The sequence below is a fragment of the Methylorubrum populi genome (genome assembly GCA_036946625.1).
GTDB lineage: Bacteria > Pseudomonadota > Alphaproteobacteria > Rhizobiales > Beijerinckiaceae > Methylobacterium > Methylobacterium populi_C.
Genome location: JAQIIU010000003.1, coordinates 80,108 through 105,580 on the forward strand (window position 1 = coordinate 80,108; position 25,473 = coordinate 105,580).

The window sequence follows — 25,473 nt, forward strand, 5'->3', positions numbered from 1 at the left end:
ACTGCAGTCAAACAGGCTCTGAGCGGTCGTGCCGGCCGTGAGCCTGTTCAACCGCTGCGCCTTCGGGCCATGGCCGGTGAAGGAAAGAGCTTCGATCCCATCCGCCCCCTCATCCCGAGGGGCGTCGGCGAAGCGGAGGCCTCGAAGGGTGTTCCGGGAATCGCCCGGCCTCCGGAAGATCCTTCGAGGCCGCCTCGCGGCGCCTCGGGATGAGGGGGCGGCTGGGACGTGCGCGGTCGAACCGGCTCCGATCGGTCGCCTCGCGGGCTGGAAGCCCGGCCGCCCACGCGGCCGTTCGAACAAGAATTATTCTATTGCCTTCGCCCGATGATCGGAGATTAAGTTCCGGTGCGGGCCTCGCCTCGAAGAAGGTGCCGCGGGCGGTCACCGAGGCCGGTTGCGGTCGGGCCGATCCCGAATCGGCTCCGGTGCGGGGACGGCGCGGCACGTGAATTGCCCACCGAGGCGCGGCACGCGCCGACAAACGGTGATCGGGATGGACATATCAGTCACGGTCGCGAAGACACGCCCGGTCGATCGGGTCACGGCGAGCGAACCGGTTTCCGGAAAGGCCATCTCCGTCGGTTTCATGCTCGTCGAGCGCTTCTCGATGATCGCCTTCTCCTCGGCGATCGAGCCGCTGCGGCTCGCCAACCGCGCGGTCGGGCGCGATCTCTACCGCTACTCGCTGTGGTCGGAGGACGGCGCCAAGTGCACCGCCTCGAACGGGATCGAGGTGAAGGTCGCGGGCCGCTTCGGCGAGGCGCAGGACTTGGACATGCTGGTCGTGTGCGGCGGCCTCGACATCCAGCGCGCCGATCACCGCGCCCTCCACACCGCCCTGCGCCGGAGCGGCGCCCGCGGCGCGGCGATCGGCGCGGTGTGCACGGGCACCTACGTGCTGGCCAAGGCCGGACTCCTCGACGGCTACCGGGCGACGATCCACTGGGAGAACCTGCCGAGCCTCGTCTCGGAGCATGACGGGCTGGAGATCGGCTCGGACCTGTTCGAGATCGACCGCAACCGCTTCACCTGCGCGGGCGGCACCGCGGCGGCCGACATGATGCTGTCGCTGATCATGCGCGCCCACGGGCCGAGCGTGGCCTCGGAGGTCGCCGACCAGCTCATCCACCACCGCATCCGCGAATCCGGCGAGCGCCAGCGAATGGACCTGCGCATGCGCCTCGGGGTCTCGCACCCGAAGCTGTTACGGGTGGTGGGGCTGATGGAAACCTCGCTCGCCGAGCCGCTCGGCAGCCAGGACCTCGCCGACGCGGTGCATCTCTCGACGCGCCAGCTCGAACGGCTGTTCCTGAAGTATCTCGGCCGCTCGCCGGCCAAGCACTACCTGCGCCTCCGCCTGGAACACGCCCGCACCCTGATCCGGCAGACGGCGATGCCGCTGCTCTCGGTGGCGTTCGAATGCGGCTTCACCTCGGCCTCGCATTTCTCGAAGGCCTATCTCGACGGCTTCGGCCAGCCGCCGAGCGCGGAGCGGAAGCTGGCCCAGGCGGGCCGCGCCTGAACGGTTCACGTCGGCGCGCGGCGCCCCCGGCACCGCGCTGACCCGAGCGCCGACGATCAACGTCGCGACGCCGGCCTTGCACAGTCTTGAGACGGACGATGCCTAGAAGTAATAGCCGATGTTCATGAGGAAGCGCGACTTCCAGCGGTTCTCGCCGCCCTGGGCGAGGCCGTCGTTGAATTCGCCGGCACCGACGTAAGGGTCGTTCCGGCCGATGGCCGCCTCGGTGTAGACGATGAGGTTCGGGTCGGCCGTCAGGGTCCAGATGCCGCCGAGCATGAAGCGCTCGCTGTCGCGGAAACTGGCCTTGTCCTTGTAGAAGGCGCTGTAGCCGACGAAGGGCACCACCGTGAACGGGCCGACCGGATCGGGAACCTTGTAGGTCACCTCCGCCGAGACGAAATTGCCGCGCGCGGCGAGATTGTACGAGAAGTCGAAGCCGCCGACGGTGACGAGGTCGTTGCGGAAGGGGTTTCTCGGGTCGATGTCCTGGCGGACGTAGATCGCCTTGACCCCCCAGGGGCCGTAGGTGCCGAGCGCGTGCAGGCCTTCGAGCTGCTTGGTGCCGGTCTGGCGCGTGTCGAAGTTGTAGATCTCCGAGTGCCAGATCGAGGCGCCGAAGGCCAGCGAGGCGGTCTCGTTCTTGAGAACGAAGTACTCGGCCCGGCCGATGAACATGTTCTGTTCGGCGTTGTTGACCCCGTTCGTGACGTAGGGGTCGGCGCGGACGATGTTCGTCGAGTAGCGCGCGCTGTCCAGGCTCAGGCCGAAGGCGTTCGGATTGGCGCCCGGGTAGAACCCGAACTGATAATTGAAGTCCGATTCGACGTGGGAGAACTTGACGCCGAGATTGTAGACTTCCTCCAGGCCCATGGTGAAGCCGAGGGTTGCGAGGAAGCTCGTCCCGAAATACGGGGTCAGGCCGAAGGGGGACTGGTTGAAACCGAAGGTGACGCTGTCCTCGGGCGTGAACTTGTAGCCGACATAGGCCCACATCGGGAAACTCACTTCGCCCGGATAGCCGCGATAGCCGCTGCTGGGGCCGTAGATCGAGCTGCCGCCGTAGAACCGGTACTGCGCGGCGCCGAAGATCGTGTCGGAATCGTAGGTCGCCTTGAACGCGAGGGTGTCGAAGTCGAAGTTCTCGCGCGCCTTGCGGACGCCGCCGCGGCTGGCATCGTCGAAGCGCCAGTCGTAGCGGGCGCGGATCGCGCCGCCGAAGGTGAAGGTGCCCGGCCCGGCCTTGCTCTTGGGCGGCGCCAGATCGAAATCGTAGCGGGGGTCGGCCACCGCGATCGGCTGCTCACGGTTGGCTGGGCTGGGCTCGGCATTGACCTCGACCGTGCTCTGCTCCTGCGCGGCGGCCGCTGACGGGCCCAGCATCACCCCCGCGACACAGGCCACGAGGGCCGCCCTCAAACCGTTCGCCGTCATGTCCCCCGAACCCCTCTCATCGAATCCCCGATCTGCCTTCCGAGCCGTTTCCCGTCGCTCTTATTGTCCCGGTCGATGCCGTCACTTCAGCCAGCCATCGACGGTGGCGCGGTTCCGCGCGATCCACTTCGCGGCGGTCTCCTCGGGCTTGGCGCCCTTCTCCTCGTTCTCCGCCATCACGGCCTCCTCGTCCGCGATGGTGAGCTTGAAGTTCCGCAGGATGGCGTAGACCTCGGGCAGGTCGTCCTTGAGCCCTTTCCGGGCGAGCGTGTTGACGCTCTCGGCCTCACCGAAGCTCTTCTTGGGATCGGCGAGGTATTTCAGGTCGTAGCGCGCGAACATCCAATGCGGCGTCCAGGCGGTGACGACGACGTCCTTCTTCCGGCGCACCGCGTCCTTCAGCGCGCTGGTCATCGTGGCGTCGCTGCCGTCGATGAGCTTGACCTTGAGGCCGTAGGCCTTGATCGCCGCCTCGGAGCTCTTCATCACCCCGGCGCCGGGATCGATGCCGATCACCTTGCCGTCGACCTCGGACGCCCTGGTCGCCAGATCCTCGATCGAGTTGAGCGGCGAGGTGGCGGGCACGGCCCAGCCGATCCGGGCCCCCGTCACGTTCGGGCCGATCAGGTCGATCCGGTTCTTGAGCTTTTCGTAGTAGGCGCCCTGCGTGACGGGCAGCCAGGCCGCGACGCTCGCATCGGCGTCGCCCGTGGCCACGGATTGCCACATGGCGGCCGCCGCGAGCGGGATCGTCTTGACCCGGTAGCCCTTCTCCTCCAGCACCTGCTTGAGGATGTTGGTGGCGACCACGGCGTCGGCCCACTCCACGTAGGCGATCCGGACCTGCTGGCCCGCGGCCCCGGCCGGCGTCTGAAGCAGGGCGAGGCAGGCCACCGCCCCAAGCATCGGCACACGCATGGATCGAACCCTTCAGACTAGTTCAAGGATGACGGCCGATTCGGGGGGCGTGATCAGACGCGATCTGCCGCCACCCCCTTTGTATTATACTGCCGCCGTCCGCCTTTGTATTATAGGTTATTTCTTCGGCCAGGAAATCGCAAGCGTAAGTTGCCGCGCCGCTCGGAGAATACCGGTCAGGCCGCGCCGTGAGGGCGAGCCCGGGCGGCGAGCGCCTGCGTCACGCGGTCGAGGATGACCGCCACGATCACGATGCCGATGCCCGCCTCGAAGCCGGCCCCGGCCTCCAGCCGCTGGATCGACTGCCAGACCGCGCGGCCCAATCCCCCGGCGCCGATCATCGCCGCGATGACGACCATGGAGAGCGCGAGCATCATGGTCTGGTTGACGCCGGCCATGATGGTCGGGAGCGCGAGCGGCAACTGCACCTTGAACAGCTTCTGCGTCGCCGAACCGCCGAAGGCGTCGGAGGCCTCGACGAGTTCGGACGGCACGTTGCGGATGCCGAGCGCCGTCAGGCGGATGACCGGGGGCACCGAGAACACGATCGTCGCGAAGCAGGCCGAGACGGCGCCGAGCCCGAAGAAGGGCAGCGCCGGGATCAGGTAGACGAAGCTCGGCAGCGTCTGCATCATGTCGAGCACCGGCGAGAAGGTCCGCCATGCCCGCCGGCTCAGCGCGAACCAGATCCCGACGGGCAGGCCGATCACCAGCGCCGCGCCGGTCGCGAGGATGACGAGGACCAGGGTCTCGACCGTCGCCTGCCACAGCCGCAGGTTCCACAGGAACAGCAGTCCGGCCAGGGTCAGGAGCCCGATCCTGCGGCCCCCGACCCGGTAGGCGGCGAGCGCCGCGACCGCGATGCAGACCCACGGCGGGATCGCGACGAGGGCGGCGGTCAGCGTCTCGATCCAGTCGGAGACGGTGCGGCTGACCGCCCGGGTCAGCCAACTGCCATGTTCGGTGAGCCAGTCGAGACCGGTGTCGCTGAGCGTGTCGAGGGGAAATTTCGGGACGTTCCACTCCATCGATGGGCTCCTGGCGGCTTCGAGAGGGTCGGCGCGCCCGGGCGCGCGGCCATCGCCCGCACCACATCGCGGCTGGTGAGGGAGCCGATCAGGCGCCCGTCCCCGCCCACGACCGCCACGGACTCCTCGGCGGCGACGGTCGCGAGGATGGCGTCGAGGCGGCTGTGCGCCTCCACCACGGTCTGCCCGGGATCGAGAAGGCTGGAGAGGGTCTCGGCGGGCCGGGCGGAGGCGAGCCTGTCGGCCAAGATGCGCCCGACGAGCCGCCCGTCCTGGTCGGCGACGAGCCAAGCCGGGTCGGGCGCGTCGGCGACGGCCGCCCTCGCCTCGGCCACCGTCTGGGTCGGGGCGAGCACGAGGCCGGACCGGTCCGCGACCTGCTCCGCCCGCAGCACCGCGGCGAGGTCGATATGCTCGACGAACCGCTCGACATACGCGGTGGCAGGACGGGCCACGATCTCCTCGGGCGGACCGATCTGGACCACCTCGCCGTCCTTCATCAGGACGATGCGGCCGCCGAGCGCGATCGCCTCGTCGAGGTCGTGCGAGACGAAGACGATGGTCTTCCCGAGCTTGCGCTGGAGGTCGCGCAGCTCCGCCTGCATGTCGCGGCGGATCAGCGGATCGAGGGCGCTGAAGGCCTCGTCCATCAACAGGATGTCCGCATCCGCCGCGAGCGCCCGCGCGAGGCCGGCCCGCTGCTGCATCCCGCCCGACAACTGGCTCGGATACTTCGTCTCCCAGCCTTCGAGGCCGACGAGCCCGATCGCCCGCATCGACCGCTCGACCCGTTCCCTGGCCGGGACCCGCCTCATCTCGAGGCCGAAGCCGACGTTGTCGAGGATGGTCCGGTTCGGCAGCAGCGCGAAGTGCTGGAACACCATGCCGAAGGTCTTCTGCCGGAAGGCGAGCAGGTCCTTGCGGCCGAGCCGGGTCACGTCCACGCCGTCCACGACGATCCGGCCGCAGGACGGCTCGACGAGCCGGTTCATGCATCGCAGAAGCGTCGACTTGCCGGAGCCCGACAGCCCCATCAGGACGAGGATCTCGCCCTCTTCGATGTCGAACGCGATGTCGCGCAAGCCGACGACGGCGCCGCAGGCGGATGCGATCTCGCCCTTGCCCTTGCCCTGCGCGATCAGATCGAGCGCCTGGGCGGAGCCGGAGCCGAAAATCTTGCTGATCCCTTCAAGATTGATTCGGCCCATAGGCAGATGACCTTCTCGATGCAGCGCGACGATCGAATGCGGCAGCAGCTTTGACCGGCTTTATTGATGATGATGAAAGGCTACGGGCGGTCACGCCACCCGGCTTGTCGTATTGCGACGCTTTATTGGCGGCAGCCGACGTTTCGGTATTTTATCGCCGGGATACTGGTCTTGCGCGGGCGAATGCCACGCTTCTACACAACTGAGCCCAAAAAATCTGCTCGATATGTGCAAAACCTGGGCATGATGCTGTGATTGCACGCAATACGCCCCCGAACCTCCTTCTCGCCGCTCCGAGATTGCAGGGGGAAGGACCGCGCGGGGCGCCCGGACGCGAAGTGTATTCCGCTTCAGGAGCCTTCAATCCCATCCCCACCCTCATCCTGAGGCGCCGCAGGGCACCCGCGTCCGACCCCTTTGTGCGGATCGAGCGGGGGAGAGCCGGGACCGCGCGGAATCGGCTTGCCCTCGCGGCCGTGGGCGTCGCAAGCGCCGGGCGGGAGACCGCTGACGTCCCCCGCGGGGCTCAAGGCACCGTGAGCAGGCGCTCGTAGAGGGCGATCAGGTCGTCGCCCTGATCCGCCGCGGTCCGGGGCGGCTGCGCGGGGCTCGGCGGGCTCGTGCGGAAGCGCCCGGGATCGGCGTTCATCCGCTCGAACACCGCGCGCACCCCGTCCGGCGAACCGACACCGACCCGGAAGCCGTTGACGCCCTCGTCGATGTCCTCGCCGATCGCGCCGAGATCGCTGGCCACGACCCACAGCCCCGCCGCCCGCGCCTCCCGCGTCACCAGTCCGAAGCTCTCGGGCCAGAGCGAGGGGGCGAGCAGCACGTCCATGTCGGCGTAGAGTTCGCCGATCTCGTCCTGCGGCACCTTGCCGACGATCCGGACGGGGGTGGCGCCCCAGGTCTCCTCGCCGACATGGTCGGTGGCCAGGGCGTGATCGACGAGCGTGAGGCTCAGGTTCTCGAACCGGCCCGCCCGCAGGACCGCCTCGACCAGCGTGGCGCCCTTGTGCGCCGTGCGGCCGCCGATATGGCCGAGGCGCACGCGGCCGGTCCGGCTCGCCCGGCGCGCGACCGGGGCGAGGCGCGGAACGCCGTTCGGAAGCGCGATCGTTTCGGGGAAACCGGCCTGCCGATAGATTCCTGCGAAGGATTCCGAGACCGCGGCGACGACGGCCGCCGCTTCGAGCATCCGCGCCAGCCCGCGGCGGCGGGCGATGGAGGCGGTCGGGCTGACCGAGCGGCTCGTCGTGTCGGCGAGCAGATCGGAGGACGGCATCTGCACCAGCCCGTCCTCGTCGATGAGGAACTGGAAATCGGAGATCCACCACGCGTCGTGGACGGTGACGATGTAGGGAATTCCGCGCGCCCGCACGGCCTCGACCGTGCTGGCGGTCAGTTGCTGCACGCAGTGGAAGTGGACGAGGTCGGGTCCGAAGCGGTCGAGCAGGTCGTCGAACTCCACGCGCACGCTCGGGTTGAACGGGCGCCAGTCCATGTTCCGCTCCCGCGGCGTGGCGATGCGGAAGACGGGAACCCCGCGATAGGCGTCGATGCGCGTCCGGTAGGGCGGCTCCACCTCGATGTCCGAGGCCGCCACCGCGAATTCGAACCGGTTCGAGGCGCGATCGAGGATGTGGTCGAGGTTGTCGCGCACGACCCGGGTCGCCCCCCCGACGGTCTGGGGCGGGAAGTAGACGTTGACCAGGAGGATGCGCGGCTTGCCGTCCCGGCGCGTTCCGGCGGCGGCCCCTGCGCCGTCCGCAGGGACCGGCTCCCCCGCCTTCGCCGAGCCGGACCCGGCCGCGGGTCCGGCCCACGCGGCGCGGGCGGCTTGGCGGCGATCCGCCTGCGCCGCGGGCGCCTCCGGCGGCGGTGCCAGCACGCCCTTGAGGACATCGACCGCGGCATCCAGGCCGTAGGCGGTCAGCGCCTTGTCCCGCGCCCTCGCGCCGACCGTCCGGCGCAGCTCGGAATCGGCGATCAGCGCACCGAGCGCCCGCGTCCAGTCCTGCACCGTTCCGGCCAGCAGGGCGTCCTGCCCGTCGACGAGGATCTCGCGGTAGGTGCGCGTCGCGCTGACGACCGAGGGGATGCCGCACATCGCGGCCTCCAGCCACTTGATCTCGCTCTTGGCGTCGGCGAAGGGGCCGGGCGCCAGGACCGCGAGGTTGATGTCCGCCCCCGAGAGCGCCTCCCAGTAGGCGGTCACGTCGTCGGTGAAGCCGAGCTGGCGCACCCGGTGCGCGAACCGGCGGAAGCCGTCGCCGAGGCGCAGATAGCCCGCGATCACCAGGCGAACCTGCGGATGGCGCTCCATCATCTTGAGGAGGGCGGGCGCGGCGAGGTCGTTGAAGTCCTTGTTGTGGGCGCGGGTGCCCGATCCGTAGAAGATCGTCAGCGTCCGATCCGAGAAGGGCTGGTGCGGACGCTTCAGGAAGGGCAGGTTGCGCGCGTCGAGCGCGTTGCGCAGCACCTGGCAGACGCCCGAGCGGACGAGCGGGCGCATCCGCTCGGCCAGGGCCGGCGTGGAGGCGAGGCCGACGTCGCACGCCTGCATGGCGTAGCGGAACAGCGGCACGCCGTATTGCAGGTCGACGTAGTGCTTGGGCGTGATCTGCCCCTCGAAGCTTTCGAGCGGATCGGGAAACATGCCCGCGTCGAAGACGATGTCGTCGATCTCGTAGATCGTCGGCAGGCCGAGCGCCCGCGCGTAGAGGATCGCGTGCAGGACGCCGGGAAAGGCCGCCACGCGGTAGAAGATCACCGCGGACGCCCGGTCGAGCGCCGGCCGGCATTCGCCCGCCTCGTCCTGCTCGAACACCTCGACGGTCCAGCCGCCGTGTTCGAGCTGCTGGATCTTCTGGACGACGCGGTAATGGTCGCACTGGGGAAGATCGCGGTTGGCGACGATCACGATGTGGCCGTTGGCCGGCGCCGGCAGCGGCGCCGGCAGCGGATCGATCCTCTCGATCAGGCCGGCGATCCGGTCGAGGCAGGCGGTGAGTCGATCGTCCGCCTCCTGCCGCCTTCCGGCGGCGTAGGCGGCCCGCGCCTCCTCGCTCGTGAGGGCGAAGGCCGCCGCGATGGCGCGGTGCGCGGCGGCGCGCCATCGGGGGTTGGGGTGCCACTCCTCGGCCGAGCGCCGGACCCGGTCGAGGGCTTCCTCCACCCCTTTCGGCTGCGCGAGGAGACCGTCGATCGCGTGGATGTGGCTCCACACCACGGCTCCCGGCACGTCCGCGGCGTTCGCGAAGGCGCGCGCGGCATCGTTCGTGCGGTTGAGCATGCGCAGCGCGTCGCCGCGCCGGTGGTGGAGGCGGCCGGAGGCGGGACCGGTCTTGAGCGCCCGGTCGTAGGCCTCCTTGGCGGCGATGGCGTGGCCGTGGCCGAGGTGGTATTCGCCGATCCGCTCGAGGAACGGGGCCGAGCAGGCCTGCCGCACGGGTTCGAGTTCCCAGAGGTGGAACCCCGCCGTCACGAAATGCCGCAGCGCGTTCAGCCGCCCGGGCGGCGGCGCGGCGACGCCCTCGGGCAGCAGCGAGCGGTAGGCCGCCTCGTCGAAGCTCTCGGGAAAGCCCTCCTCTCCGAGAAGGGTCAGCAGCGCCGCGGCCTCGGTCCCCGGCTCTCCCTTCCCGATGCCCTTGCCGAGCCAGTGACGGTACAGGTCGGCATCGCTCGCGATGGCGGGTGCATCCGGGTTGTCCGACCGGTAGAAGCCGGGATCGAACCGTCGGCGGAAGGCGATCGGGGCGAGGCGATCCACGCCCGCCGTCAGGAAGGCGATCAGTCCTTCCATGCGCGAGGCAGGGGGACGCGGAAGCCATGCCTCGTTCAGCAGCGCGAACTCGTAGGGCGCGAACAGGTCGAGCCACGGTCCGGGCAGAACCCGCGCGGCGACCAGAAGGTGCGCGAAACTCTCGGCCGGGCGCACGGGAGCGCGCCGCCCGGCCGCCTCGGCCTCGTGCGCGAGCATCCGCTCGTATTCCAGCTCGAACGCCGACAGGTCGGGCCGATAGGCCCGCCCCTCAGAACGTCCGAAGCGCAGGTAGTGCTCCGTGATCCGCCACGGCTCGGCCAGCCCGGCCAGATCGTCGTGGATCGCCCGGTAATGCTCCGGGATGAAGTCCCGCGGCAGCAAGCCGTCCCGAGCTTCGAGGGAGGCGATCAGCCCGGCCGCGTTCGGAACGCGCCCCTCGGCCCGGCCATGCTTGAGGTAATGCTGCCTGAGGGCCTTCGGATCGTCCCCCAGGACGGCGAGGTCGGGATAGTGCCGACGGTAGAAGACCGGGTCGAAGCCTTCGTCCGCGCCCAGCAACCTTGCCGGCGTCTGCAGGCTCTTGCCGAAGCCGACACGCCTGGAGAGCGTCTGCAATCTGCGCTTGAACAATTCCGGCAACCTCGCACACGGATTGATCGAAAACTCGCGGGACGATGTTCGGCCGACCGTCTACGCCGACCGAGGATCCGCATCGGCCCGCACCTTGGGTACGCGCATTGACAAGAAAGAAGGATGCCACCCGTGCATGACGGTCCCCACGACGGTCCCCATGTCCGGCGGCTCCAGGAAAATGACCTTAGGGATTACCGCAGGCGCTTCAATCTCTGTAGAGTACCTCTCGCCACGCGGGATGAGGCCGATCGCCGAACCGCGCGTCCCGCCTGCGCCGTATCGAGCGAAGCAGTAGCCCGCGGGATGGAAGCGAGCAATCCCGAGGAAACAACCTTAGGTTGTCTCTGCCGATGTTTCCTCGATCGGCCCGAAGCCGCTCGCGTCGGACGGGTACGGCCGGGCACCGCCGCCCCGTCGTCCGATCGCACGCGACCGAAGCGCAATGCCGATACCTCGCCGTCGGCGGAAACGGGCCTGCGCCCGGCTTCCGGCTCGGGAATGCCTCGTGGAACGCTCGGTCACCGCTCATGCCCGCTTTCGGGGCGGCGCAGGGACACGCCTGCGTGACGGCGACACATGGAGAGAGCGATACGCAGCGACCGAACGTTTCCGACCCGGGACGATCCTGTCCAGCGCGACCGGATACGGCCCTGGCGGCGCCGAGCCTCTGCCATCGACCTCGCGAGGCATCCCGGCCACGGGTTCGTTCGGACGCGAACGGACGATTGCGCCCGGCCCGGCGGGACGGATAATTTCGGCGCTTCCTTCAGGCCGAGAGGTAAGGCGTTCGCGGCATGCATTCCGGTTTCCTGTCGCTGGATGCCTTCCTGGCACGCCGGTCCGCCGACCGGCGCCTCGCCCGGCTCACGCACGACGTGCCGCTGCCGGAGGCGCGCGGGCTCGAATTCGGGCCGGCCGACAACCCGACGGCCCTGCCGGAGGGCATCCGCGTCGCCTATGTCGATCACGCCGCCGACGCGCAGGCCAACCTGCCCGACGCCGTGCCGATCGATCACGCCTGGACGGGCTCCGACTCGCTCGCGGCGGTGCTCGGGCGGGGAGGGATCGAGGAGGATCTCGACTTCGCCATCGCCGCGCAGGTCGGGCAGTACGTGCCGAACCTGCTCGGCTGGTTCCGCGGCATTCACGCCGTCCTGCGGCCGGGCGGCGTGTTCAACCTCTCGCTGCCCGACCGGCGCTTCATGTTCGATGCGGGCCGCGCCGACAGCACCATCGCCGAACTGGTCGAGGCGGATCTGCTCGCCTACACCCGCCCGAGCCCGCGCCAGATCTTCGCCCACACCCATCAGGCGCTCGCGGTCGAGCCCGGCCGGGTCTGGGCGGGCGAAGATCCGGCGGCGGCGGCGCGGCTGTGCGGCGACGCGGCCCTGGCGCTGGCTCATGCCCAGGCGAGCGAGACGCTCGCATCGGGCGCTTACGCGGATTGCCATTGCTGGGTGTTCACGCCGCTGTCCTTCCTCGATGCCGTCGAGGCGGCGGCGCGGCTCGGCCTGTTCCCGTTCGTGCTGAACCGGATCGCCGCGACGGAGCCGGGCGGGTTCGAGTTCTACGTCTCGATGCGGCGCGACGGCGAGACCGATCCGCAGGCGCTGCGCAGCATGCAGGAGGGCGCGATCGGCCACCTGCGCGAAATCCTGGAGCGTCAGCAGCGGACGGCGAAGCTCCTCGCCGGCGCATAAGACGGCGCCGGGCCGGAGCGCTCTCCCTATGGAGCAGAGGCCGCGCTCGGACGAAGGCGGGGCACGACCGTCCGTAGAGCGACGATGCAAGAAGAAGGGGCCCGGAGCCGCGGCGATCCCCCCTGGATCGGTCGCGGCTCCGGGCCCCTCGTTTTCAAGCACGGCCTCGGCGTCGAACCGGCCTATTTCCGGAACGCGGCGAGGTGAGCGGCGGCGGCGTGCAGGGCCGGATCGTCGCGCGAGCCGCTCAGCGCGTAGGCGGTGCTGCCGTTGCGCCAGTAAGCGGTCGTCCCGTCGCTCGAACGCGCCACGGGCTCGGTTCCCTCGGCCGGGGACAGGCCGCTGCTCCGCTTGGCGAACAGGGCGAGTTCGCCGATCTCGGCCGAGACGATCGAGACCTCGATCCCGGTGCCGTTGCGGCTCGGGAAGATCTGCACGTCCCGGACGTTCCAGCCCTTCGGCAGCGGCGGCAGGTCGACCCCGGTCGCGGCTTCGAGGTCGGCGGGATCGTAGGACGAGGCCGCGGGCTGGGTCGTGGCGCGGGCGCGGATCTGGACGGCCCTGCGGGCCTGCTGCGCCTCTTCGGCCAGGGAGGCATCGATCGGCGAGGCGAAGGAGCCGGGAACGCCGAAGGTGCCGGTCTCGGTATGGGCGAGCCAACCCGCCCCCACCAGCACCACGACCGCCGCCGCCCGGCGCAGGCGGGAATTGACCCGCTGCCACGCGAAGGCGCGGTCGATCCGGCGCGCGCCGGTACGGAGCCGCTCGGGCCCCGGGCTCGGCAGGGACGGGAACGCCTCGCGCAGCGCGTCACGGTCGCGCAGGTCGGCCATCACCTGGAGCGCATCCCCGGAATCGCGCGCGAGATGCGCCTCGACCTCGAGCCGACGCATCGGATCGAGTTCGCCATCGACATACGCGATAAGATCGGATTCCGTGACCGCGTCGACCATCAGCCCACTCCGACTGCCCTTCATGACCACCGTCCCCAGCCTCGCTGCTACCCGTCGTTGCTTTTCTTAACGGTTAGCCCGGGCCTTCAATTCCCGCCGACGACACGCAGATGTGGCCGGCCTCGGTCGGACGCGTCGTCGGAAGGCGTCGCCTTGCCCTTGCGGCCGCCTTCCTCGAAGGCGCGCAGGGCTGCCCGGCCGCGGCCGAGCCGCGACATCAGGGTGCCGATCGGGATGCCGAGCACGGCCGCCGCGTCGGCATAGGCCATGCCTTCGAGGGTCACGAGGTGGAGCGCGGCGCGCTGCTCCTCCGGCAGGCTCTCGAACGCCTTGCGGATCTGCATGAGCCGCACCTGTCCTTCCTGGGCGGGCAGGGCCACCTCCTCGGAAAGCTGCGCCAGCACGTCGGCATGGCGCGCCTCGACCCGCTTGCGGCGCTGCTCGTCGATGAAGACGTTGTGCAGCACCGTCATCATCCAGGTGCGCAGGTTGGTGTCGGGCCGCAGGTTCGCGCGCGATTCGAGCGCGCGGACCATGGTATCGTGCACGAGGTCGTCCGCCTTGAGCGAATCCCGCGTCAACGACCGGGCGTAGCGCCGCAGGGGCACCAGCAGGTCGACGATCTCGGAGCGTTTCGAGCGCGTTCTATCGAGCAGCATATACTTTCAACGTCGGGCGAGAGCGTTTAATCCGCCCATTCCGCCGGGATACGAAAAAAATTCGCGATTCCTTTCGTGCCGCGTCCGGGGCCGATATCGGACTTCGCCCGGCGACCGAAACCGAAGCGGCGCCCGGGGGCCTCTCATACGACATCCGGTCGATGACTTCGGCCTCTCCTGCGTCCTTGCGAGGCGAAGCCGTGGCCATCCAGGACGCGACCTTTCCGGACAGGTCGCGCCCTGGATCGCTTCGCGGCCGCTCGCGATGACGGAGGGGGGCGAAACCCGAAGCGATCAGTTTGGAAACGGTCTCACGACGGCAAAGGCCCGGGCCGGATGTCGAATCCGGCCCGGGCCCGTTCCGATCTCTCGCCGCGTCGTCCGAGCGGGCCGCGGCCCGCTCGGACGAGGGAGCGCCCAGCGCATCGTCCTGAAAGTCAACTCCAGGACGATGCGCTGGATTCTTGTTTTTGTTTGTGCATCGTCTTTTCAGAGCCTGTTTGACTGCAGTGATCCCCTCTCGCCCCTCATCCTGAGGTGCCGCGTGAGCGGCCTCGAAGGATCCTCCAGATCCCGCGCGATTCCTGGAGCCCCCTTCGAGGCCTCCGCTCCGGCACCTCAGGATGAGGGTGGGGATGGGAGTAGGATCTTCCTCTCGCCTTGCCGTTGCCTGACGAAGACACATTGGCCGGTCAAACAGGCTCTCAGACAAGCCGGCAGCCACCTTTCGGGACGATGCTCTAGTTCTCCTCGTCGCCCGGCTCGAACACCTCGGGCCGCGTCGAGGCGGCGCTGGCGACTGGGGTCGGCGCCTCGATGGTCGAGGGCACGTTCACGCCGTCGCGCTTGTAGATGTCGTCGCGGAACTGCACCGTGCCGTCCGGGGTCGCCCAGGAGGTGATGTAGGTCCAGTAGACCGGCACGGGCTGGCTCAGCGTGGCGTCGATGCGCTGGCCGCTCTCCACCGCCTGCTCGACATGGGCGCGGTCCCAGCCGGGCGTGTCCTTCAGGAGCCACGTGATGTACTCGCGCACGTTCTGCACGCGCACGCAGCCCGAGGAGATGAAGCGGAAGTCGTCGCCGAACACGCCGCGGGTGTTGGTGTCGTGCATGAACACGCCGTAGGGGTTCGGGATGTTGATGCGCACGACGCCCATGGAGTTGAAATCGGCGCCCGAATCCTGGCGGTAGGTGTAGCGGGTGCCCTCGTCCGAGTTCCAGTTCACGGAACGCGGCGAAATCTCCTGGCCGTTCGAGAGGATGCGGATCTTGTTGTCGGTGAGGTAGTTCGGATCCTTCTGCATCTTCGGGATCAGGTCCTTCCTCACGATCGAGGCCGGGACCGTCCAGGTCGGGTTGAAATTGATCTGCGTCGCCTTGGTGTTCATGATCGGCGACTGGCGGTCGATCTTGCCCACGCCCGCGGCATGCAGCGTCACGACCTGGCCGTTCTCCACCGTCTGCACCAGGGCGGCGGGGATGTTGGTGATGACGAAGCGCCGGCCGAGATCGCCCGAATAGGAGCGCAGGCGGATCACGTTGGTCTCGAGCTGGCGCAGGCGGATGTCGGCGGCGACGTTCATGGCGGCTTGCGTCGCCGGGCTCATCTGGCCGGTCTGGGACAGGCCGTGGCGGGCCTGGAAGCGCTTCACGCCGGCCGCGACGTAGGAATCGTAGGTGCCCGCGCCGCCGGCATTGGCGTCGAGGTCGCCCGTCACGATCAGGCGCTGGCGCACCGCCGCCACCGCCGGGCCGCGGGAGCCGATGCGCAGGCCCGCGGCGCCGGAGACCGGCTGCCAGCCGCCGCGGGCGACGATGGCGCGGTACTTCTCGACCATCGCCTCGGTCGCCGCCACGGTCTCGGGCGAGAGGATCGGCGTCGAGGAACGGTGCACCTGCATGGTGGTGGGCGAGGAATAGTCCTGCGCCCACTCGGCCTGGGCGAAGCCGCCATCGCGCGCGAGCGCCGGGCCCGCGAGCAGCGTGGCCGCCAGGAGGGCGGCCGTGAAGGGACGGGAGGGGCGTGCGGTCTGCAGCATCGATCCGGGCTCTGGGCTCAAAGGTGCGATCATCGGAATCGGCCGAAGGCCAAGGTCTGAAACCAAGTCTCGGCCAAGTTTTCGTGCCAAGTCCTCGTGCCGCGGTTGTTGCGGTCTCGTGGTTAAGAAGCCATGCCGTTCCGGGCCATATTGTGGCGTCCGGGTGTGGCGGCGCACGCTTCGGGCCTTCGCGCCGGCGGGATCGGGTCCGGCGCGGCGGCGGCGGGTGCGCCGGCATGGCGCCGGGCGGCCCCCTACCGGAGCGGCGCGAAGCGGCGTAAGGCTCGATCCATGCCGACCACACGCCGCGACCGGACAGGGCGAGCGCCGCGCATCCTGCGCGCGCTGACGGCCGTGGCCGCCCTCTACGCGCTGGCGCTCCAGGCCCTGCTCGGCGGCATCGCGGCCCTGCCGGTCGCGGGCGCGCCGGGCTTCCTCTGCGCCTCGATCCGGAACGGGGACGCAGCCATCTCGACGGCGAAGGACGGGCTTCCGGCTCCGGACCTTCCCCACCCCGGCTGCTGCACGGCCGCGAACCATGCGCCTGCCGCCGCCCTCCCCTCCCCCGCCTCGACCGGCATCGCGTGGACCGCGCGCGATGCCGTCCGCGCCGACTGGCGCGGCACGATCCGCCGGGCCGCCCGCCCGCCGCCCTTCACCCTCGCCCATGCCCGGGCCCCCCCGGCCGCCTGACCCGCCCGCTCCCTTCAGCGAACCCGTAAGTCAGACACCGGAACCTTCCCTCATGCGCTCCCCTTCGACCCGCGCCTCGCTCCGCGCGTTCCTGCCGCTCGCCTTGCCGCTCGCCTCGATCGGCCCCGCCCTCGTCTCGACCGCCGCGGCCCACGCCGTGCTGGAACGCAAGGAGGCCGCGCCCAACGCCGCCTATCGCGGCGTCGTCCAGATCATGCACGGCTGCGACGGCCGGCCGACCACCCGCGTCAGCGTCACCATCCCCGAGGGCGTGACCGGCGCCAAGCCGATGCCCAAGCCCGGCTGGGCGATCGGGACGGTCGAGTCGGCCTATGCCCGCCCCTACCCCTCCTTCCACGGGCAGGTCTCGGAAGGGGTCACCCGGATCACGTGGAGCGGCGGCAGCCTGCCCGACGATCAGGTCGACGAGTTCACCTTCTTCGCCCGGGTCTCCGACGCCTTCGCGCCCGGCGCGACGATCTACTTCCCCGTCGAACAGGATTGCGCCGAGGGCCGCTACCGCTGGAGCGAGATCCCGGCCGAGGGCCAGGATGCGCGGGCGCTGAAGGCGCCGGCCCCGGCGGTGCGGATCGTCGCCGCCGGAGCCACCACCGCGACGGCCGCCGCCGGGCCGGCCGCCAAGGCCGGAGCGGTCGCGATCGAAGCCCCCTGGCTGCGGGCGACGCCGGGCGGCGCGACGGTGGCCGGCGGCTACGTGACGCTGCGCAACACCGGCGCCGAGCCGGACCGGCTCACCGGCGCCGCGATCGAGGCGGCCGGGCGTGGGGAACTGCACACGATGTCGATGGAGGGCGGCGTGATGAAGATGGGCCCCCTCGCCGACGGCCTGGCGATCCCGCCCGGCCGGACGGTGACGCTCGCCCCCAGCGGCCACCACCTGATGTTCATGGACCTGAAGGCGCCCCTGAAGAAGGGGGAGCGGGTGAAGGGCACGCTGACCTTCGAACGGGCCGGCACCGTCCCGGTGGAGTTCACCGTCGAGAGCCTCGCGGCCAAGACCCCCGCCGAGATGCCCGCCGAGATGCCCGCCGAGGGTGCGGCCCACGATCATGCGGGGCACGACCATGGCCGCTGAACCCCGGCCGCTCCCCCGCGCCTCGCGGGGAAGCGGCCTGATCCTCGCCGCCTTCGCGCTGGGGCTGCTCGGCATCGCGGCGGCGACGGTCGCCTTCCTGCCGCGGGGAGACAGGCCGGCCGCCCTGTCGGCGGTCGGCGGTCCGTTCCGGCTCGAATCCTCCAAGGGCGGCACCGTCGATTCGCGGGTGCTGAAGGGCAAGCCGTTCCTGGTCTTCTTCGGCTTCACCCGGTGCCCGAACGTCTGTCCGACGACGCTGGCCGATCTCGGCACCCTGCTCGACGCATTCGGCGCCGAGGGCGGCGACGTCCCGGCCTACTACGTCACCCTCGACCCCGAGCGGGACACGCCGGCGGTGATGCGCGACTACATGGCCTCGTTCACGGACCGGATCACCGGGCTGACCGGCACGCCGCAGGCGATCGCGCAGGTGGCGCGCGACTACCGCGCCTCGGTGAAGCGGGTGCCGCTGCCCGGCGGCGACTACATCCTGGAGCACACGCTGATGGTCTACATGATGGACCGCGACGGGGGCTTTGCCGGGCCGCTCGACCTGAATGCCGGGCACGCGCTCGCCCTCGCGCAGCTCCGGAAACTGGCCGCCGACGGCCGGACCACCTGATCCGGTTCCCGCTTGTCGAAGCGGGAACCGGATCGGCGAACCCGCGCGGCGTTTGAGCGAAGCCCAAATCCGCCATCCCGAAGGGATCGATCGGATATCGTATGACGCGGGCTCCGCCCGGAACCCGCGAGGGAGGCTCGGGCCTCAGTCCCGCGGCTTGGCCAGGCGGGTGATGAGCGCTTCGAGGCGCTCGCCGACCGGCTCGGTCAGGCAGCCGGCATAGTGGCTGCGCAGGCTCTTGCCGAGATGGCGGCGCACGCCGGGGCTCAGCGGCGGCACGGCGGCGGTGTCCGCCGCGGGCTTCGTGTCGGCGACCGTCTTCGTCACGGATCGTCTCCCGTCCGGCGCCGGAAGCGGCTCTGGAGGGGTGAGCTTGCGCCCCCGAGGGTTAAGGCGAGTTTTATCGCGGGCAGCGACGAACGATGAACCTTCCGCGCAGGGCGGCGCGGAGGGGTCGGCGGTTTTGTCAGCGGGTCGTCGGCAGGAGCAGGTCGGGCAGCCGGAGGGCGATGCCCGGCACGAGGCAGAGCGCGACGATCGCCACGCCCATCAGGATCACGAAGGGCAGCGTGCCCCAGATGATGTCCCTGAGCGGGATGTCGGGGGCGATGTTCTTGATGACGAAGATGTTGAGGCCCACCGGCGGGTGGATCAGCCCCATCTCCATGGTGATCGTCATCACCACGCCGAACCAGACGAGGTCGAACCCGGCGGCCTTGAGCGGCGGCAGGATGATCGGCGCCGTCATCAGGATGATCGAGACCGGCGGCAGGAAGAAGCCGAGCGCGATCACCAGGGCCAGGATGGTGGCGAGCAGGAGCCAGGGCGAGAGCTGCATCGCGACGATGGCCTGCGCCGCCGCCTGACTGATGTGGAGGTAGCTCATCACGTAGGCGTAGAGGAGCGACATGCCGATGATCAGCATCAGCATGGTCGATTCGCGCAACGTCGCCGTGAGGATCGGGTCGAGATCGCGGAACCGCCAGACGGCGTAGATCGCGGCGATCAGGGCCAGCGCCAGCAGGCCGCCGAGGCCGGCCGTCTCGGAGGGCGTGGCGTAGCCGCCGTAGAGCGCGACCATGACGCCGGTGAGCAGCACGACGAAGGGCAGCACCCGCGGCAGCGTCGAGAAGCGCTCGCGCATGCTGTAGGCGTCTTGCCTGAGGATCGGATGCGGCGTGCCGTTCCGTTCGCAGGCGCGCTTGGCCGCCGCGAATTCCGAGCGGAAGCGGAAGACCGACCAGCCGGCGAACAGGGCGACCAAGAGGAAGCCCGGCCCGATCCCGGCGAGGAACAGCCGGCCGAGCGACTGCTCGGCGGCGACCGCGTAGAGGATCATGGTGATCGAGGGCGGCAGGAGGATGCCGAGGGTGCCGCCCGCGGCGATGATGCCGGCGGCGAAGCCCGGCGAGTAGCCGCGCTTGCGCATCTCCGGGATGCCGGCCGAGCCGATCGCCGAGCAGGTGGCGGGCGAGGAGCCGGCCATCGCCGCGAACAGGGCGCAGGCGAACACGTTGGCGATGCCCAGGCCCCCCGGCACGCGGTGCATCCAGGCATGCATCGCCGAGTAGAGATCCTGCCCGGCGCGGGATCGCCCGATCGCCGCGCCCTTGAGGATGAAGAGCGGGATCGAGAGCAGGGTGATCGAAGCCATCTCCTCGTAGACGTTCTGCGCCACCGTATCGAGCGAAGCGGCGGGCATGAACGCGTACATGAAGACCAGCGCCACGAAGCCGAGGGCGAAGGCGATGGGGATGCCCGACAGCATCGCCCCCAGCGTCGCCCCGGCATAGAGGAAGCCGATCGCGGCGGTGCTCATGCCCGGCTTCCCTTCTGTCCCGCGGCGGTCGCACGGCCCATCGGGTCGGGACCCGCGGGCGCGATGTCGGGGCGGTCGAGGCCGGCGCCCATGCCGATCCCCGGCTCGGCCCAGCCGGCGGCGCGGGAGCCGCAGAGCAGGCTTTCCGCGATCTGGAGCGCGAGCTGGAGGCCGAGCAGGCTCATGCCTGCGGCCATCATCAGGTAGGGAATCCAGAGCGGCGGCCCCCAGGTCGATTGCGAGATCTGTCCGTCGACCCAGGCCTCGTGGAACAGGCTCCAGCTCTTCCAGGCGAAGAAGACGACGAAGGCGAGGGCGACGATGTCGACGAGCAGCAGGCGCACCCGGTTGACGCCCGCCGGCAGCAGGCCGGTCAGCGCCTCGATGGCGACGTGGCCGCGCTTGGCCTGCACGCCCGCCGCCGACAGGAAGGTCGCGCCGACGATGAGGAACACGGCGGTCTCGTCCTGCCACTCGGTCGGTTCGTGCAGGACGTAGCGGATCACCACCGAGTAGCTCAGCACGAGGCAGGCGGCGACCAGCGCGAGGCCGCCGCAGACGAGGATGACGTGATTGAGCCCGCGCATCAGGCGGTCGAGGAGGCCGAGCAGGCCCGGAATCCGGGGCTCCTCGGCCTCGTGCGTCTCGGCAGCCGCCGAGGCCGCGTCGAAGGCGTGGCTCACGCGACCTTCTCCGCCAGCTTGAGCAGCTCGGCGCAGCTCGCGCTCTTGTTCGAAAAATCCTTCCAGGCGGTGTCGCGGGCGATGTCGCGCCATCTGCCGAGCGTCGGCTCGTCCAGGTGAACGACCTTGGCCCCGGCCTTGGAGAACACCGCCTCGACCCTCGTGTCGTCGGCCTTGGCGCCCTCCTGGCCGAAGCCTTCCAGCTCGGCGCCCACCGCCATGATCAGATCCTGGCCGTCCTTGGGCAGGCCGGAGAACACGATCTTCGACATCATGATCGGCTCCAGCATGAACCAGTAGGAGCGCTCGCGGCCCGAGGTCAGGCCCTTCGAGATCTCTTCGAGGCGGAACGAGATCAGGCTGGTGGAGGAGGTCAGCACCGCGTCGCACGCGCCCGTCTGCATCGCGGCGTAGGATTCGTTCGACGGCAGCGAGAGCGTGGCGGCACCCGCCTGCTTCATCATCAGGTCCATCTCGCGCGAGCCGCCGCGCACCTTCATGCCCTTGGCGTCGTCGGGCGTGAGGAGCGGGCGCTCGCGGCTCGCCACGGCGCCGGCCTGCCAGACCCAGGAGACCAGCACGATGCCCTTGGCCTCCAGGATCTCGGTGAGCTTGCGGCCCACGGCCGCGTCCTTCCAGGCCACGGCCTGCGCGTAGGAGGGGACCAGCGCCGGCATCAGGCCGATATTCATCTCCGGCACCTCGCCGCCCGCGTAGGGCGAGGGGTAGAGCGAGAGGTCGAGTGCCCCTTTGCGCATGGCGCTGAACTGGGCGTTGGTCTTCATCAGCGAGGAGCCGGGATAGACCTGCACCTCCATCGCGCCCTTCGAGCGCTCCCTGATGGCGGCGGCGAACTTCCGGCACATCCGATCGCGGAAGTCGCCCTCGTCGATCGTGCCGCCGGGGAACTGGTGCGAGAGCTTGAGGGTCGTCGCGGCCCGGGCCGGGCCGGCGCCGAGCCTCAGCAGAGCCGGCGCGGCGAGCCCGGCCGCGAGCAGGTGGCGGCGGTTCAGCGTCATGGCGTTTCCCCTCCGAGGTCTTGTCCGCCGCAGCACGCCCCCGGATCGGCGCAGCATGGCATTTCTCTTTGTTTTTGTGCGCAGCACAATATTCTTGCAACGCATCATAGTATACAAGATCGCGTTATCTTGCATATTTTGTCAACGCCCCGGAATATGTCCGAGCCGAAAAACGTCGGACACCCTGCCGTGACGCCTGCCATGAAGCTCGCCATGAAGCCTGCTCCGAGCCAGACCCAGCGCCTCAGGCAGACGATCGAGGACGAGATCGTCGAGGGGCGCCTCGCCCTCGGCGCGCGCCTCGACGAGACGCAGCTCGCCGAGCGGTTCGGGGTCTCGCGCACGCCGATCCGCGAGGCGCTGCTGCAACTGGCGGCGACCGGCCTCGTGGAGACCAAGCCGCGCCGGGGCATGGTGGTGAGCGCGCCCGAGCCGGGCCATCTCCTGGAGATGTTCGAGACGATGGCGGAGCTGGAAGCCGCCTGCGGGCGGCTCGCCGCACGCCGTCTCACACCGGAGCTCGAGGCCGAGCTGAAGGCGGCGCTCGCGGCCTGCGCGCGGGCGGCCGCCGCGGGCGATCCGGAGGCCTATTACGGTGAGAACCACGTCTTCCACACGGTGATCTACCGCGCCTGCCGCAACGACTTCCTGTGCGGGCAGGCGCTGGCGCTGCACCGCCGCCTGTCGCCCTATCGGCGCCTGCAACTGCGCGCCCGCCACCGGGTGGCGCAGTCGCTCGCCGAGCACGAGGCGGTCGTCGCCGCGATCCTGGCCGGGGACGGCCCGGCGGCGGCCGACCAGCTCCGCCGCCACGTGCTGATCCAGGGCGACGGGTTTTCGGAACTGGTGGCGAACCTGCGGTCGCTCGATACGAGCGCGGCGTGAGGATTTCGGGGAACAGGCCACCGCCAATCTGCGGCCCGGCCTCCGGCGCCCTGGCAGGCGGATCGAGGGGAGGCGATCGATCAGACGACGGCGGGGCGCGGGCGCACGGGCGCGTGCCGGGTGGCGCGCGGGGCGCGGCGGCGATCTCGGGCCGCCACGGCCGGCGAGCGCGGCCGCGCCGAGCACGACCTGCAAGGCAAGCGCGTAGAGCGCGGCCACGGCGATGACCGCGCGACAAACGGACCATCCCGGCAAGCGCCCTCACATGCCGCCAGCTACGGCCAAGCCTGTGCGAGCGTCAACGGATTCGTGACCGGGCAGCGCCGCTGGGAGCGTCGCCCGGCGCGGGGCCGGTTCAATCCAAGGCGACGGCGACGAGGGAGAACAGGCCGGCCAGCAACAGGTTGCAGGCGATGAGGACGACGACCGTCATGGGGTGGCTTCGCGGCTGATAAGGAGAGATCGGACAAGGAAGGCCGGCGGGACATCGCCGGAGTTCGAACGTCTAGCCGGGGAAGCTTGACGATGTGCTCATCCCGCTCGATTGCGGCGCGGGCGGGGCTCGGTCCGCCGAAACCGAGGCAGGCCGATCACACGCACCTCCCTGCATCGCGGCGCTTGAACCGGTGCTGAACCGATGCACCGGCCGGTGTCGCGACGCCGCCACGGCCAAGTCCCGGCCAAGTCCCGGCCGTCCGCCCGGCGGCCCGGAAACGGCCGTTTCCGACTCCTCGCCGCAATATCGTCAAGATTGGGTTAACGCATACGGGTTCGCGACGTCCCGTTTTGAAACAGGACACGGCCATGACCTCCTTGAACGACGCCCTGCTGACGGCCGCCGGCCTCCTCGGACTCGGTGCCGCGGCACCGGCACGGGCCGGCCTGGATGTGCAGGCCTTCCTGCCCCAGACCCTGACCGACGAAAGCCTTTCGCGCATCGCCGAGGGACGAAGCCTGCCGCCGGACGAGGCGGAGGCGGATGATCCCTTCTTTCTCGCCGTCGCCGACGCCCTGCGCGAGGCGGGCTACCTGGATTCCTGAGAATCCGGTGGTTAAGCCTGCCTGATCCGCCGCCCCGCGCGGGCGCTCAGAAAGGCCGCCGCACCGCATGCCCGCATCTCCCACCGTCTCGTCCGACGTGCTCGCCGCGGTCGGCGGCACGCCCCTGATCCGGCTGCGCCGCGCCTCGGAGGAGACCGGCTGCACCATCCTCGGCAAGGCGGAGTTCCTGAATCCCGGGCTCTCGGTGAAGGACCGGGCGGCGCTCTCCATCGTGCGGGACGCCGAGGCGCGCGGGCTGATCCGGCCGGGCGGCACCCTCGTCGAGGGCACGGCGGGTAATACCGGGATCGGGCTCGCCCTGGTCGCCTCCGTGCGCGGCTACCGCACCGTCATCGTCATCCCCGAGACCCAGTCGGCGGAAAAGAAGGAGACGCTGCGGCTGGCCGGGGCCCGGCTCGTCGAGGTGCCCGCCGTCCCCTTCGCCAACCCGAACAACTACGTCCACGCCGCCCGCCGCCTCGCCGAACGGCTGTCGCAGACCGGGGAGGCCGGTGCCTTCTTCGCCGATCAGTTCGACAACACCGCCAACCGCCGCGCCCATATCGCGGCGACCGGCCCCGAAATCCTCGCGCAGACCGGCGGCGCGGTCGACGGCTTCGTCTGCGCGGCCGGCACCGGCGGCACGCTCGCAGGCGTGGCCGAGGCCCTGCGGGCGGCCAAGCCGGAGGTGAAGATCGCGCTCGCCGACCCGGAAGGCTCGGCGCTCCACGCCTACTACACCACCGGCACGCTCAAGGCCGAAGGCTCCTCGATCACCGAGGGGATCGGCCAGGGCCGGGTGACGAAGAACCTCGAAGGCTTCACGCCCGACCTCTCCTTCCGGATTCCGGACGCGGAGGCTCTCGGCATCGTCTTCGGCCTGATGCGCGAGGAGGGTCTGTCGCTCGGCGGCTCGTCCGGCATCAACGTGGCGGGCGCGATCCGGCTGGCCCGGGAACTGGGACCCGGCCGCACCGTCGTGACGATCCTCTGCGACGGGGCCGCCCGCTACGCCTCGAAACTGTTCAACCCGGCCTTCCTGACCGAGCGCGGCCTGCCGACGCCGGACTGGCTCGGCCGGACGGACGAGGCCCTGCCCGACTGGCGGGCGTAAGGAGTTTTCGCGCTCACGGAGCCTGTTGGAGGACGATCATCCCATCTCGACCCTCATCCTGAGGTGGCCGCGTGAGCGGCCCTCGAAGGGTGCTCCAGGGATCGCGCGGAAACTGGAACACCCTTCGAGGCCGCTTCGCGGCACCTCAGGGTGAGGGAGGGGACGGGAGTTCCGCAGCCAAACAGGCTCATACCGTTTCCGATCGATCGCTTCGGGTTTCGCCCCCTCCGTCCTCGCGAGCGGCCGCGAAGCGATCCAGGGCGCGACAGATCCGGAAAGGGCGCGCCCTGGTTTGCTTGCGCCGAGCCTCGCAAGGACGCAGGACAGGCCGAACGCATCGTCCTTCTCCGAAAGCCGGCGACCATCTTTCGGGACGATGCCCCGGAATCGATCCTTCGCCGACTGAACGGAATCGCCGGCCTCGACGTTGCCGTCGGCGCTCAAGCGAACGTGTTTGAGCCGCCGGAGATGGACCGTCGATGCTCACCACCATTCTGCTGATCCTGCTGATCCTGCTGCTGTTCGGCGGCGGCAACTTCTACGGCGGCGGCCGCTTCCGCGGCCCCGGCTTCGGGCTCGGCGGCATCCTGCTCATCATCCTGATCGTCCTGCTGGTGACGCACCGGATCTGACCGCGC

21 protein-coding genes are annotated in these 25,473 nt (G+C 69.9%); 9 read left to right on the forward strand and 12 right to left on the reverse strand.

What is annotated here, in order from left to right:
- The first annotated feature begins 589 nt into the window (after window positions 1-589).
- Entirely contained in the window at window positions 590-1,525 is a 936-nt protein-coding gene (locus tag PGN25_11815; GenBank protein MEH3118241.1) for a GlxA family transcriptional regulator, read from the forward strand.
- 102 nt (window positions 1,526-1,627) lie between these two features.
- On the opposite strand, the gene PGN25_11820 is transcribed toward PGN25_11815, so the two are convergent.
- The 5 genes from PGN25_11820 to PGN25_11840 form a co-directional block, all read right to left on the reverse strand.
- Entirely contained in the window at window positions 1,628-2,959 is a 1,332-nt protein-coding gene (locus PGN25_11820; protein MEH3118242.1) for a hypothetical protein, read from the reverse strand.
- Window positions 2,960-3,040: 81 nt separating this feature from the next.
- The gene (locus tag PGN25_11825) at window positions 3,041-3,877 is read right to left on the reverse strand and encodes a glycine betaine ABC transporter substrate-binding protein (GenBank protein ID MEH3118243.1); all 837 of its coding nucleotides are present in this window, start codon (window positions 3,875-3,877) and stop codon (window positions 3,041-3,043) included.
- Between the two features lie 176 nt (window positions 3,878-4,053).
- Entirely contained in the window at window positions 4,054-4,905 is an 852-nt protein-coding gene (locus PGN25_11830) for a proline/glycine betaine ABC transporter permease (GenBank protein ID MEH3118244.1), read from the reverse strand.
- Window positions 4,821-6,113 carry a betaine/proline/choline family ABC transporter ATP-binding protein gene (locus tag PGN25_11835; GenBank protein MEH3118245.1) on the reverse strand — a complete coding sequence of 431 codons (1,293 nt, stop codon included), beginning with the start codon at window positions 6,111-6,113 and terminating at the stop codon, window positions 4,821-4,823. The genes PGN25_11830 and PGN25_11835 overlap by 85 nt, the downstream gene beginning before the upstream one ends.
- Before the next feature lie 526 nt (window positions 6,114-6,639).
- Window positions 6,640-10,509 (reverse strand): glycosyltransferase, encoded by a 3,870-nt coding sequence (locus PGN25_11840; protein ID MEH3118246.1) that lies wholly within the window; start codon window positions 10,507-10,509, stop codon window positions 6,640-6,642.
- Between the two features lie 797 nt (window positions 10,510-11,306).
- Here PGN25_11840 and PGN25_11845 point away from each other — a divergent pair.
- Entirely contained in the window at window positions 11,307-12,212 is a 906-nt protein-coding gene (locus tag PGN25_11845) for a hypothetical protein (protein ID MEH3118247.1), read from the forward strand.
- 182 nt (window positions 12,213-12,394) lie between these two features.
- Here PGN25_11845 and PGN25_11850 read toward each other — a convergent pair whose 3' ends face one another.
- From PGN25_11850 to PGN25_11860, 3 genes are all read right to left on the reverse strand, one after another.
- A complete protein-coding gene (locus PGN25_11850; protein ID MEH3118248.1) occupies window positions 12,395-13,165 on the reverse strand; it encodes a zf-HC2 domain-containing protein in 771 nt (256 codons plus the stop codon).
- An 86-nt stretch (window positions 13,166-13,251) separates the two neighbouring features.
- On the reverse strand, window positions 13,252-13,824 hold the full coding sequence (locus tag PGN25_11855) for a sigma-70 family RNA polymerase sigma factor (GenBank protein MEH3118249.1): 573 nt from the start codon (window positions 13,822-13,824) through the stop codon (window positions 13,252-13,254).
- 740 nt (window positions 13,825-14,564) lie between these two features.
- Complete coding sequence (locus tag PGN25_11860; protein MEH3118250.1) at window positions 14,565-15,863, reverse strand: L,D-transpeptidase family protein; 1,299 nt, start codon at window positions 15,861-15,863, stop codon at window positions 14,565-14,567.
- Window positions 15,864-16,154: 291 nt separating this feature from the next.
- Between PGN25_11860 and PGN25_11865 the strand changes: the two genes are divergently transcribed.
- From PGN25_11865 to PGN25_11875, 3 genes are read left to right on the forward strand one after another with little or no spacing between them, the layout of a single operon-like run.
- Window positions 16,155-16,556: a hypothetical protein gene (locus tag PGN25_11865; protein ID MEH3118251.1), complete on the forward strand. Its 402-nt coding sequence runs from the start codon at window positions 16,155-16,157 to the stop codon at window positions 16,554-16,556.
- A 52-nt stretch (window positions 16,557-16,608) separates the two neighbouring features.
- Complete coding sequence (locus PGN25_11870; protein ID MEH3118252.1) at window positions 16,609-17,652, forward strand: DUF1775 domain-containing protein; 1,044 nt, start codon at window positions 16,609-16,611, stop codon at window positions 17,650-17,652.
- Window positions 17,642-18,274 carry an SCO family protein gene (locus PGN25_11875; protein MEH3118253.1) on the forward strand — a complete coding sequence of 211 codons (633 nt, stop codon included), beginning with the start codon at window positions 17,642-17,644 and terminating at the stop codon, window positions 18,272-18,274. The genes PGN25_11870 and PGN25_11875 overlap by 11 nt, the downstream gene beginning before the upstream one ends.
- A 144-nt stretch (window positions 18,275-18,418) precedes the next feature.
- Here PGN25_11875 and PGN25_11880 read toward each other — a convergent pair whose 3' ends face one another.
- The 4 genes from PGN25_11880 to dctP form a co-directional block, all read right to left on the reverse strand.
- Window positions 18,419-18,601, reverse strand: coding sequence for a hypothetical protein (locus PGN25_11880; protein ID MEH3118254.1), 183 nt, complete (start codon window positions 18,599-18,601; stop codon window positions 18,419-18,421).
- A gap of 139 nt (window positions 18,602-18,740) precedes the next feature.
- Window positions 18,741-20,093 carry a TRAP transporter large permease gene (locus tag PGN25_11885; protein MEH3118255.1) on the reverse strand — a complete coding sequence of 451 codons (1,353 nt, stop codon included), beginning with the start codon at window positions 20,091-20,093 and terminating at the stop codon, window positions 18,741-18,743.
- Complete coding sequence (locus PGN25_11890) at window positions 20,090-20,776, reverse strand: TRAP transporter small permease (protein MEH3118256.1); 687 nt, start codon at window positions 20,774-20,776, stop codon at window positions 20,090-20,092. Before PGN25_11890 ends, PGN25_11885 begins: the two co-directional genes overlap by 4 nt.
- Window positions 20,773-21,795: a TRAP transporter substrate-binding protein DctP gene (gene dctP / locus PGN25_11895; protein ID MEH3118257.1), complete on the reverse strand. Its 1,023-nt coding sequence runs from the start codon at window positions 21,793-21,795 to the stop codon at window positions 20,773-20,775. Before dctP ends, PGN25_11890 begins: the two co-directional genes overlap by 4 nt.
- 213 nt (window positions 21,796-22,008) lie before the next feature.
- Between dctP and PGN25_11900 the strand changes: the two genes are divergently transcribed.
- From PGN25_11900 to PGN25_11915, 4 genes are all read left to right on the forward strand, one after another.
- A complete protein-coding gene (locus tag PGN25_11900) occupies window positions 22,009-22,680 on the forward strand; it encodes a GntR family transcriptional regulator (protein MEH3118258.1) in 672 nt (223 codons plus the stop codon).
- A gap of 804 nt (window positions 22,681-23,484) precedes the next feature.
- Window positions 23,485-23,721, forward strand: a complete 237-nt coding sequence (locus tag PGN25_11905; GenBank protein ID MEH3118259.1) for a hypothetical protein — start codon at window positions 23,485-23,487, stop codon at window positions 23,719-23,721.
- A gap of 67 nt (window positions 23,722-23,788) precedes the next feature.
- On the forward strand, window positions 23,789-24,835 hold the full coding sequence (locus tag PGN25_11910; GenBank protein MEH3118260.1) for a cysteine synthase A: 1,047 nt from the start codon (window positions 23,789-23,791) through the stop codon (window positions 24,833-24,835).
- A gap of 479 nt (window positions 24,836-25,314) precedes the next feature.
- A complete protein-coding gene (locus PGN25_11915) occupies window positions 25,315-25,467 on the forward strand; it encodes a DUF3309 domain-containing protein (protein MEH3118261.1) in 153 nt (50 codons plus the stop codon).
- The last annotated feature ends 6 nt before the right edge of the window (window positions 25,468-25,473 follow it).